We start from the raw sequence: 11,181 nt of genomic DNA on the forward strand, positions 1-11,181 counted from the left end.
GCAAACTCAGGCATCGTATCCCAACAAACCGCGGTCCGGCAACCGCGCCTTGCACCTAAAGGAATCGCCCGAGACACGTCAGCACACACTGGACGTGTCTTTGTCGTGAGAGCGTGACTAATCGCGGTTTTAGGTGAGTGTCTCAAGCAGCGTGGCGGGTTTCGGCGCAGCCGGAGCACGGCGCGATGTTTGAGACGCCTCACCGTTGCGATTAGGAGCGCGTTTATGTGAGAGCGTGACTAATCGCGCTTTTAGGGGTGTGGGTAAGGCAGCCTGGGTGCGTCGCGGCACGCGGCGTGACCGGGATGACTTACCTGCGACCCCGTTGCGATTAGGAGCGCTTTTAGATCAGAGTGTGACCCAAGGCGCACTTAGGGGTTCGGCTAATCGGGCGTGGCGGCAGTCGGCGCAGCCGGCGGACGACCGACCATTAGCACGCACCCCCGTTGCCTGGGTGAGCGCGTTTAGTCAAAGCGTGACGAATCGCGGTTTTGGGGGTGTAGGTAAGTGCATTTCGTCCCTTCACCCCGCTTACTGCGTTGAACGATCCGCTGCTTTCACAGCTTGCGCGATCAGCTATGAAAACTGATCCTATATGCGCTAGTGAGAATGAAAGCGACAATGCCCCACTTGAAAAAATGCTGGCAAAAAAACGCCTATCCATCAGGCTTTAACGCGACTATGGCAACCTTTTTGGTCCCTAGACTATTAACTGAGGTTGACAAGCGTGCCATAATAGTAGGATATGGAAATTACTAGGAGGCGAATCTGATGGATGACGCAACTCGGGCAAAAGGCCCGTGGAAGCGGAACTTATATGTGCTATGGTTTTGTACATTTGTCGCCGGTATCGCCTTTAGCGAGATTATGCCGTTTTTATCCTTATACGTTGGTGAAATGGGCGACTTCAGCAAGCAGCAATTGACGTTTTGGAGCGGCGCGATCTATGCGGTCACGTTCTTGATCACCGCGATCGTTTCTCCGTTATGGGGCAACTTAGCCGACCGCACGGGGCGCAAGGTGATGCTGATCCGAGCGAGTCTTGGGATCGCAGTAGCGATGCTGTTGATGGGCCTATCGACCAATGTTTGGGAATTATTTGCTTGTCGTTTTTTCCAAGGCTTCTTTTCCGGCTATATTCCTAACGCTCAAGCTTTAGTCGCGTCTCAGACGCCAAGAAAAAATGCCGGGGTCGCCTTGGGGACTTTAGTGACTGGATCGACTTCAGGGATGTTATTCGGTCCGATCGTCGGCGGCTTTTTAGCGCAAGTCTTCTCGATCCGCAATACCTTTTTCATTACTGCAGGCTTGTTGACCGTCGTTTGTTTGATGTCCGCCTTTATGGTTCAAGAGTCCTTTATCCCGATCCAAAAAAATCCCGACGCTCCCAAACAGCGTTTGTTGGATAAAATTGCCGATCCGAAGTTGATCATCATCTTATTGTGTTCGACCATGATCGTCCAAACTGGGAATGCGTCGATTTCGCCGATCATCAGCTTATACATCAAGGAATTGATGCACAACCACGGTGCGATCACCGTGGTTGCCGGCGTGATCGCCGCGCTCCCTGGGATCTCCAATATTTTAGCGGCGCCTCGGCTTGGTCGTTATGGCGACAAGCATGGCTCTGGCCGCGTATTGATCGGCTGTTACTTATTCGCGGTAGTCGTCTACTTCCCCCAAGGTTTCATTGGCAGTATCTTAGGACTGGGGATCTTGCGGCTGTTAGTCGGCGTTTCTGACGCTGGTTTATTCCCGACGATCCAGACCTTATTAACCAAAAACACCCCACCGGAAGTGACCAGCGCGATCTTTTCTTGGAATCAAAGCTTCCAGGCCTTAGGCAATATGTTCGGTGCCTTGATCGGTGGTGCTTTAGCCGGGTGGTTTGATTATAACGTGGTTTTCATTTCCACTGCGATGTTGCTCTTGATCAACTTCTTAGTCTTACGCTTTGCAGAACCGCAGTTATTGGCGCGGACCGATCGCGCTTGAACCTAAAAAATAACCCTGCCAAAATTTTGGCAGGGCTATTTTTGCGGCTAAAACGCCTTAGGGGATAATTGCGCCGATAATTGCGCTAATTGGGCCGCATGGGTCTGAATGTCAGCTTGATCAAAGAGCTCTGATACCAATGCCACCCCAACGATCCCGGTATGTTGCAACTGCAATAAGTTTTCAGCGTGAATGCCGCCAATAGCTACCACTGGGATCGTCACCGCTGCCGTGATCGCTTGCAAAGTCGCGATCGACACTGAGACGGCATCGGTTTTGGTGGCCGTCGGAAACACTGCGCCGACACCTAGATAGTCTGCGCCTGCAGCTTGAGCCGCTTGGGCTTGGGCAACAGTTTGAGCTGAGACCCCGACGATCTTGTTTGGTCCCCATTGCGCTTTGATCGCAGCCGCGTCTAAGTCCGCTTGCCCAACATGGATCCCATCAGCATCCACCGCTTGCGCGACTGCCAGATCATCATTGATCAAAAATGGGACTTGAAAAGTCTGACACACTTTTTTGATGGCGCAAGCTTCTGCGATAAAGTCTGCTTGGGCCATGTGTTTTTCTCGCAACTGGACCATTGAGACCCCGCCAGCAAGCGCTTTGGTGACACAATCAACTAATGTGCGGCCGGCTAACCAATGGCGATCCGTGACCGCATATAACTTAAGCTGTTGGGTCAAATTTGGCATGTTGTCGCCTCCAATTCACGAGCAAAGTCAAGATCGCCATGATCACGACTACCGGGAGCGTACTGCCCACCGGCGTCTCATGGGCCAAAAAGACGCGGTACAAGGCGACCCCGACGGCCCATAAGCCGAGATTGGGCCAATCCCAGTGGCCATGCGCGCGCTGGCCAAGAAAAAACGCCACGATCTGCACTACCGCCAGCGGCACGAAAATCGACGAGATCCAGTATAAAAAGTCGGCATACGCACTTTGCGGCACAAACACCGCCACCAGCGTCCCTAACACCGTCACTGCGATCGCCAGCCAACGGAGCGACTGGCCTAACAGCAATGCCGCACTGACCCCTGCTGAATAAACATCTAAAAACGTGGTGGTGATCGTCGATAAGATGATCACGATCAAAGCCACGATCCCGAGGCCAAACCCTTGCATCAAGCCGGCGATGGCGGTTTGTCCAGTGATCATCGCCCCGACTAACCCGATGCCAAACATCCAAATACTGGTTAAGTTATACACCCCAACACTGACGGCATTGGCTTTTTGCGGCGCCTGTGCTTGACTCGTATAATCCGCGATCAACGGCAGCCAAGACAGCGGCATCGCGATCGCCAATTCAATTGCCGCACCAAAACTCAACGCACCGCTGGCTGCAGGGTGTGCCGGCTGCATCAAAAATTTTCCCGTTAAGTAAAGTCCAGCGATCAATAACGCCAGCATCGCCACTTGGTTCATTCGGCCAAGCTCTTGCAACCCGATCGCCAGCCACACCACGGTGATCGCACCGATCACCACTGCCCAAAACCCTAACGATACCGGCAAGAACACTTGGCAAGCCTGCGCACCGGTTAAAACCATCACCGCCGTCCACCCTAACAGTTGCAGCACATTCAAACCGGCAAACCAGCGGCTGCCGTTTTGACCAAAAGTCAACGCAGTCGTCGCCATTGCAGGTAATCCTGTCGTTGCGCCGATCACCCCGCAGCCAAACATCAACAGCCCACCGATCACATGGCCCAACACAATGGCCAGCAAGCCTTTGGCCAACCCTAATGGCGCAAATAAAGTCCCGGATAAGATCTCAGCCAATGAGATCGCGGCTCCAAACCACAATAAGGCGTTGTCGCCAACACTAGTCTTCATCACGATCCTCCGGGTACGCCCAGTGATTCAACGGGCCATGACCATGACCGACCAAGATACCGTCAGTGATCGCTTTTTCCACATACGCTTTACCTGTCCGGATCGCACTTGGCAGTGAGCGCCCCTTCGCCAATTCAGCCGTAATGCATGCGGATAAGGTGTCTCCGGTGCCGTGCGTGCGCACAGTGTCCACGCGCCGCGCCGGCAGCCAAAAATCACTGCCGTCAGCTAATAAAACATAATCATTGGCACTATCGGCGTGGGTCAAATGCCCGCCTTTGACGATCACATTTTGCGCTCCGAGTGCTTGCAGGCGTTTGGCTGCAGTGCGCATCGCCGCTTGATCTGTGATCGTTAAGCCGCTCAATTTTTCTGCTTCAGGTAAATTCGGGGTGACCAAAGTCGCCAGCGGCAATAACTCATCTCGCACCACGGCGATCGCGTCTTCTGTCAACAAAGGCGCCCCGCCTTTAGCAATCATCACCGGATCCACCGTCAATGGGCCAAAATCATACCGCTTGAGGTTGTTGACCACCGCTTTGACCGTCGCCACATCAGCTAACATGCCGGTTTTGCACGCGCGGATCTGTAAATCAGCGGCTAACGACGCGAACTGCGCATCGATCATCGCCGTTGGTAACGCTAGCGATTGTTGAACGCCAAGCGTGTTTTGCGCGGTGATCGCCACTAATACGGTCGCGGCAAAGACATGGCGAGACTGGATCGTCTTTAAATCAGCTTGCATTCCTGCGCCGCCACCGCTATCCGAGCCTGCGATCGACAACGCTTGGGGAAATTGTTCTTCTGTCATCTTTGCACCTCTTATTCGATTGGCTAAGCTCTGCGGGCTTCTTCATAACGCGCTTGGGTGTTGAGTTGTTCCACATCCAAAGCCGCTAAGCGATCCAATAGCACCGACGCAAACGTTCCGCCTTGCGTCGCTTCCAAATGCGCCGCAGCCGCTTCACCAGCGACGCCTAACGTCACTGCCCCAAGCAATGCCGCATCAAATGGATCTTCGGCGATCCCAGCATAGGCCCCAATGATCGCAGACAAAAGATCCCCGGAACCGACAACCGCTGGTAACAGCGATGTTTCATTATACACAGTCGCCAGGTTGTGGCCTTGGGCGATGATATCCACTTTCCCGCTGACCACGACGGTACAGTTATAACGTTCGGCACACCGTTGCGCCAGCGTGGCCGGGCTAGTCGCATTGGCCCCAGCATCGATACCTTTGGCCTGGGTTTTGATCCCTGCCAAAAAGGCGATTTCACTGGCATTGCCGCGGATCACCGCGATCGGATAATCGCCTAATAGACGCTTGGCCGCCGCTGCTCGAAAGGCCGTAGCGCCGACTGCTACCGGGTCTAAAATGATCGGCTTGGCAAATTTTGTTGCGGCCTTGGCCAATGCCAGTACCATGGGCATATCAGATGCGTTGATCGTGCCAAGATTCAAGACTAGCGCATTGGCCGGAGTCATTAATTCACTGGCTTCTTCTTGCGCTAAGGTCATGATCGGTGACGCCCCTAATGCATTCAGCCCATTAGCCACAAACTGCGGCGTCACAAAATTAGCATAATTCACCACCAGCGGCTGTTGCGCCCGTAAGCGGGCAAAAAGTTCAGTATCCAACTCTATCACTCCTTCACCACGCACACTAAGCGGTCCCTAGACGCAAATAAGCGCCGCGAGAGTCCGCGACGCTTACCAAAAAAAGCGACACTTTCCTACGCAAGTTTGAACTTACAGGTTCGAAGGGATCGCGCCGATCATGCGCATCTCAGCTCCTATGGGAACACCCCTAGTGTACAATGAGTATTAAGTTGACCTCATGATAACACATCCCAAGCCGTAGTGAAAACGATTTACATCAACGTGCTTAAAATTGACTGGAGGCAAGCAAATGGCAAATTTACTCGATTATTTAGCCCAATATGGGGACCGGCCCTTTTCCAGTCGGCCCTTGACTATCGTAGACGCGGCGATTTTGGCGCAGCTTGCTTATTGCCCACTGCACGGCAGCGGCCAGCTGGCCAGCTTATCCCCGCAGCAACAAACGGCACTGGCAGCTGGCACTTGGGCACAAGCCGACAATCGCCGCTTGTTGGCGCAAGTCACTACCTGTCGCCGCTATCGCCAAGTTGCATGGTTAGCCCCAGTCGCGTTGAACGATCCGGCACAAGAACAAGCATTTTCAGCGATCACTTGGCAATTGGCGCCTGAATTATATTACTTAAGCTTTCGCGGCACGCGTGCCACGTTTGTCGATTGGAAGGAAGACTTCAACATGACCTTCCTCACCGCGATCCCGTCACAAACCGCAGCCAGCCGCTATTTTACCGACATCGCCGCAGCGTACCCTGGTGAATACTACCTCGGCGGCCACTCCAAAGGCGGTACCTTGGCAACCTACGCCGCCGTGCATGCTAAAGCGGCCTTGCAGCCAAAAATCCGCATGGCTTATAACTTTGATGGTCCTGGCCTGCAACAGCCCTTGCCGATGAACGGGCATTACCTCAAACTTGTACCGCAAAATTCATTGATCGGCATGATCTTAGACCCTACCCAAGATTTTGGCGTCGTGGCCAGCCAGGCATCCGGCATCCGGCAGCATGATCTGTTTACCTGGCAAACTCACCAAACAGACTTTGTTTATTTATCTGCCACTGACCGCTCCTCTCAACAGCTGCAAAAAATGCTCGCCAACTGGCTGGCGAGTCTGGATGATGCCACGAAACAACAAGCGTTAAATGCCGCTTATGCCGTGATCACCGCCACCCAAAAAGAAAGCTTCGCCGAGTTGCGGCGCACCCCGCTGACCACGACTAAAGCATTGCTGACTGGTTTGCGTCAGACGCAAGCAGCTGACCATGCCGCTTGGCGTGCTGTCTTGAACGCCTTGTTACACGCCTTGATCACGACTGCTTGGCGCCGTCAGGTTCCACGTGAAACAAGCCCGCATCATTAGCCCGATAAAAAGTGTGTCACTTTACCTGTCACAAACACTTGTATTCGCTTTCTGCGCGCGCTACGCTAAAAAGCATAATGCCAATATGTCGAGTAAAGAAGATGTTGTGATGACCTGGTTGACTTTTATGATTGTTTGTCCCCTCGTCGGCCTAGCTGGGTTCGTCGATGCGATCGCTGGCGGTGGCGGTTTGATCTCTTTGCCGGCTTATTTAATGACCGGCATCCCTGCCCACATGGCCATCGGGACGAATAAACTTTCTTCTGGTATGGGGACCTTAGTAGCCACAGCAGAATTTGCCCGCAGCGGCTATATTCGCATCAAGCTGGCGATCGTTGCAGTGGTTATGGCGATGCTTGGGGCCAATATCGGCTCCAACCTCGCCTTGCACCTTTCGGATCATTTTTTCCGCCTGCTGCTGTTGGCGATATTGCCGCTGACTGCGCTTTATTTACTCCTCCACCGGACCGCGTTGACTGCGCCAAGCGCCGTCGCACTGCCGCCGCTTAAAGCAGGCTTGGCAGTTGGGGCGATCGCTTTGTTGCTAGGCGCTTATGATGGGTTTTACGGCCCTGGCGCCGGGACGTTTTTACTGTTGGCCTTAACCGGCATCGCCCGCTTGCCGCTAAACACCGCAGCCGGCACAACAAAGGTGATCAACCTCACCACAAATTTGACCAGTTTAGTGGTCTTTTTGTGTAATGGCAAAGTTTATCTGCTATTAGGCCTGTCAGCAGGCTGCTTTTCGATTTTAGGCAACCATCTGGGCACGCGCTATTTTAAGCGTTTTGGCGGTCGCGGGGCACGTCCATTGATCTTATTGGTGTTGACCATCTTCTTTGCTAAAACAGTTTGGGATTTTTGCCACTAGTTATCATACAAACCGTATGATAACTAGTGGTTTTTAATTGTGTTGACGACCGCTTCAAATAGCGTGACCGCCGTTTCATCGCTGCCATGTTGTAATTGCCAGGTGATCGTTTGCACGGCGGCAGCCGCATATAAGCCTGCTTGATAAGGCGACGCTTTAGGCGTTTGGGTCATGAAGGCTTGGGCAAAATACGTCAGCCACTCTTGACTGAGGTCTCCGGCAGGATGATGCAGCGTCAATAATGCCAGCACCTTTTTAGCCTCTGGCTGCAACTGTAAGACGATCGGCTGTAAGTCATCGGTTAAGGAGCACTGCGTCACGGCAACCAAATAATAGCCGACCTGCCGGCCCAACCAGTCGGCTTTGTCTAAATAATATTGGTAAAATGTCGAGCGCGTGATTCCCGCTTCACGACAGATCCGCGCAACGGATGCCGTGGTCAGCTCGTGTTCAGCAATGAGGTGGTACATCGTGCGATCGATCGCAGCCGTCGTCCGCCGCGTTCTTAAATCTGTCATATCATCACTCCCTTGCCCTTTAGTCTACCCGCAAAGCGTCAATTTTGCTATGCTCGAATGCGACCTGCTATACTTGATGGGTAGTTAGTCAAAGGCCGCCGAAGATCCTTCGGCAAGGGAGGAATACGTGATGAAATATTCTGAAACTAAGACCATTTTGAACCAACTCGTCGCCGATCTGAGCCAAATGGCGACGGTGATCCACCAAACTCATTGGTATATGCGCGGTCCAGAATTCCTATTTTTACATCCCTTGATGGACGACTATATGGCAGAGATCAATGACCAGCTGGACGTGATCTCTGAGCGCTTGATCACCCTAGACGGCGCCCCTTATTCGACGCTGGAAGAATTTGCTCAACACACCGGGATCAAATCCGAATCTGGTGATTATGGCATGACCACTCCAGAACGTTTCGCGCGCTTGGCATCTGCTTATCGCTATCTGCAAGGCGTGTATGCAAAAGGCATCACGGTCGCTGGTGAAGAAGGCGACGATTCCACGCAAGACATCTTCACTGGGTTTCACACCGCCATCGAAAAACGTATCTGGATGCTTCAAGCCCAACGTGGCCACGCCCCAGAAATCGATGCTTAAGCTAAAATCCGCTTAACGCCGATCAGCTTCAAGCCCCAGCCTCAGATTCCAACGAATCTGAGGCTGGGGCTTTTTGGCAGCGCTTGGCAGCCAGGGGTTCAGGCGGGTCTTGACAGGTAAGTAAAATTTTAGTGCTTTTTAGTAAACTTTTCTGGATACCTATGGTAAACTAGCGGTGAAAACTTTGGAGGTGATGACGATCGCGACACTAAAAGACATTGCGCATCAAGCAGACGTCTCGATCGCGACGGTGTCTCGCGTCTTGAATGGCGATACCACATTATCCGTTAGTACCGCAACGCGTGAGCGGATCTTTGCGGCAGCTGAAGCCTTGAATTACACCAAACATCAACGGCTAACCACCCCGCCGGCAGGTACCATTGCGTTGTTTGCGTGGCATACGCAAGCGGATGAAACCACTGATCTATACTACCGCGCGATCCGCTGGGGCGTTGAAAATCAGCTGGCCCAAGCCGGTTTCACGTTGTTGCGGGTCTTTCCTGGTGATCCTTGGCCACAAAAGCAAACCATCAACGGCGCCATTGCTTTAGGGAAATACAGTCAAGCCCAATTAACGGCTTTTAAAACCTTGAAAGTCCCCCTTGTGGTGATCGATCAAGATGTCTTAAGCGCCGGTGTGACTTGTGTGGTTCCAGACTTTGCCACGCCGCTGCAAGCGATCGCCCAATATTTTATCGCTGAAAAACATCAGCGTATCGGCATGCTTGCCGGCCAAGAAAGCACCAGCGATGGCGAGGTGTTGCGCGATTTACGCCCCCTCTTATTTACCAGCGCGGTGGTCGCTGCTGGCGGCAAGCGTCCGGAGATCATGACCGGCGAGTTCACCACCGAAAGCGGCTATACCACCATGAAGCAAGCACTGACGACCATCCCCCAAGCAAAGTTTCCCACCGCTTGGTTCATTGCCAACGACACCATGGCGATCGGCGCGATCAAGGCATTACAAGAACATGGCCTCAAGGTGCCTGAGCAAATTCGGGTGATCGGCTTCAATGACTTGGCTGTCGGCCGCTATTTGACGCCGGCTTTAAGTACGGTCCATGTGGCCACGGCAGAAATGGGCCAAGCGGCGGTCCAACTATTAGGGACCTTGCTGGCCAACTCCTATACCCAACCGCTAAAACTGACGCTTGCCAGCACCTTAGTCTTACGTCAAAGCTAATTTGATCAGGAGGATATTATGGACAAACAAATCTTATTGAGCGGTTTCGCCCATCAATTCGGCCATGCGGCCACCGCGACCTTCTTTGCGCCTGGCCGCATCAACTTGATCGGTGAACACACCGATTACAATGGCGGCCATGTTTTCCCTTGTGCCATCAGTCTGGGGACTTATGCCGCGATCGCCAGCAATGAACAAGCGGCATTGCGCCTGTATTCGGCTAATTTTGCCGCTGCTGGTGTGATCACGCTTCCTTTGACCGCCTTAGCGCACGCCAAATCAGGCCGCTGGAGTGATTATTTTCAAGGTATGGCCCAGATCCTGCAACGGCATGGGGCGCAATTTGGGCATGGCTTAGATGTGTATATCCAAGGTGATCTGCCTAATGGGGCCGGGTTATCGTCTTCAGCATCGTTGGAGTTGCTGGCTGGCACGATTTTGAATACCACTTTTGATTTAGGTTTTAGCCGCTTAGACTTGATCAAGTTTGGCCAAAACGTTGAAAATGAGTATATCGGCGTCAACTCAGGGATCATGGATCAGTTTGCGATTGGCATGGGCCAAGTTGACCATGCCACCTTCATGGATACCAATACGCTAGCTTATGAGTCTGTACCGATCGCGTTAGGCGAGCACGTGATCTTGATCATGAACACCAACAAGCGGCGCGAATTGACCGACTCCAAATATAACGAACGCCGCAGTGAATGCGAAGCCGCCTTGGCACGGCTGCAAACTCAACTCGATATCCGCACGCTAGGCGATCTGGATGCGCAAACCTTCGATCAATATAGTTACTTGATTTATGATGCCACCTTGATTCGGCGCGCCCGCCATGCAGTCTTAGAAAACCAGCGCACCTTGCAAGCCGTCACGGCTTTAAAAGCAGGTGACTTAACCACCTTTTCCCATCTCGTTTCCGCTTCTGGGGTAAGCTTGGCGTATGATTATGAAGTCACCGGCAAAGAGCTGGATACCTTGGTCCAATCTGCCTTACAGCAGCCAGGCGTTTTAGGCGCCCGTATGACTGGGGCTGGGTTTGGCGGCTGCGCCATCGCGATCGTCGAAAAAGCCGCCGTGCCGGCTGTCAAAGCGGCTGTCGGGGCCATTTATGCCAAAACCATCGGCTATGCGGCAGACTTTTATGTCGCAGAAATCGCCGACGGTCCCAAACAACTCTAAACCCCAAACATCCCCCTATTTTGAAAG

At 52.9% G+C, this 11,181-nt stretch carries 11 protein-coding genes and 1 riboswitch; of the genes, 6 read left to right on the plus strand and 5 right to left on the minus strand.

Annotated elements, in window-relative coordinates; translation table 11 throughout:
- Window positions 1–771: 771 nt before the first annotated feature.
- The gene (locus EKM91_RS01200) at window positions 772–1,995 is read left to right on the plus strand and encodes an MFS transporter (RefSeq protein ID WP_125748473.1); all 1,224 of its coding nucleotides are present in this window, start codon (window positions 772–774) and stop codon (window positions 1,993–1,995) included.
- Window positions 1,996–2,042: 47 nt separating this feature from the next.
- On the opposite strand, the gene thiE is transcribed toward EKM91_RS01200, so the two are convergent.
- From thiE to thiM, 4 genes are read right to left on the minus strand one after another with little or no spacing between them, the layout of a single operon-like run.
- Window positions 2,043–2,690, minus strand: a complete 648-nt coding sequence (gene thiE, locus EKM91_RS01205) for a thiamine phosphate synthase (RefSeq protein ID WP_125748476.1) — start codon at window positions 2,688–2,690, stop codon at window positions 2,043–2,045.
- The gene (gene cytX, locus EKM91_RS01210; protein ID WP_125748479.1) at window positions 2,665–3,828 is read right to left on the minus strand and encodes a putative hydroxymethylpyrimidine transporter CytX; all 1,164 of its coding nucleotides are present in this window, start codon (window positions 3,826–3,828) and stop codon (window positions 2,665–2,667) included. Before cytX ends, thiE begins: the two co-directional genes overlap by 26 nt.
- On the minus strand, window positions 3,818–4,639 hold the full coding sequence (gene thiD / locus EKM91_RS01215; protein ID WP_125748483.1) for a bifunctional hydroxymethylpyrimidine kinase/phosphomethylpyrimidine kinase: 822 nt from the start codon (window positions 4,637–4,639) through the stop codon (window positions 3,818–3,820). The genes cytX and thiD overlap by 11 nt, the downstream gene beginning before the upstream one ends.
- Before the next feature lie 23 nt (window positions 4,640–4,662).
- A complete protein-coding gene (thiM, locus tag EKM91_RS01220; protein ID WP_164508407.1) occupies window positions 4,663–5,466 on the minus strand; it encodes a hydroxyethylthiazole kinase in 804 nt (267 codons plus the stop codon).
- Window positions 5,467–5,541: 75 nt separating this feature from the next.
- Window positions 5,542–5,647, minus strand: a riboswitch (TPP riboswitch).
- Window positions 5,648–5,737: 90 nt separating this feature from the next.
- Between thiM and EKM91_RS01225 the strand changes: the two genes are divergently transcribed.
- Window positions 5,738–6,802: an Mbeg1-like protein gene (locus EKM91_RS01225; protein WP_125748489.1), complete on the plus strand. Its 1,065-nt coding sequence runs from the start codon at window positions 5,738–5,740 to the stop codon at window positions 6,800–6,802.
- Window positions 6,803–6,887: 85 nt separating this feature from the next.
- A complete protein-coding gene (locus EKM91_RS01230; protein WP_225419422.1) occupies window positions 6,888–7,673 on the plus strand; it encodes a sulfite exporter TauE/SafE family protein in 786 nt (261 codons plus the stop codon).
- A 23-nt stretch (window positions 7,674–7,696) separates the two neighbouring features.
- Here the strand turns inward: EKM91_RS01230 and EKM91_RS01235 are convergent, their stop codons facing one another.
- Window positions 7,697–8,191, minus strand: a complete 495-nt coding sequence (locus tag EKM91_RS01235) for a TetR/AcrR family transcriptional regulator (protein WP_125748492.1) — start codon at window positions 8,189–8,191, stop codon at window positions 7,697–7,699.
- 130 nt (window positions 8,192–8,321) lie between these two features.
- On the opposite strand from EKM91_RS01235, the gene EKM91_RS01240 reads away from it, so the two are divergent.
- From EKM91_RS01240 to EKM91_RS01250, 3 genes are all read left to right on the plus strand, one after another.
- Window positions 8,322–8,789, plus strand: coding sequence for a Dps family protein (locus EKM91_RS01240; RefSeq protein ID WP_125748495.1), 468 nt, complete (start codon window positions 8,322–8,324; stop codon window positions 8,787–8,789).
- 193 nt (window positions 8,790–8,982) lie between these two features.
- Complete coding sequence (locus EKM91_RS01245) at window positions 8,983–9,972, plus strand: LacI family DNA-binding transcriptional regulator (RefSeq protein WP_125748498.1); 990 nt, start codon at window positions 8,983–8,985, stop codon at window positions 9,970–9,972.
- An 18-nt stretch (window positions 9,973–9,990) separates the two neighbouring features.
- Window positions 9,991–11,154 (plus strand): galactokinase, encoded by a 1,164-nt coding sequence (locus EKM91_RS01250; protein ID WP_125748501.1) that lies wholly within the window; start codon window positions 9,991–9,993, stop codon window positions 11,152–11,154.
- Window positions 11,155–11,181 lie beyond the last annotated feature (27 nt).

It is taken from the genome of Lacticaseibacillus baoqingensis (genome assembly GCF_003946165.1).
GTDB classification, from domain to species: domain Bacteria; phylum Bacillota; class Bacilli; order Lactobacillales; family Lactobacillaceae; genus Lacticaseibacillus; species Lacticaseibacillus baoqingensis.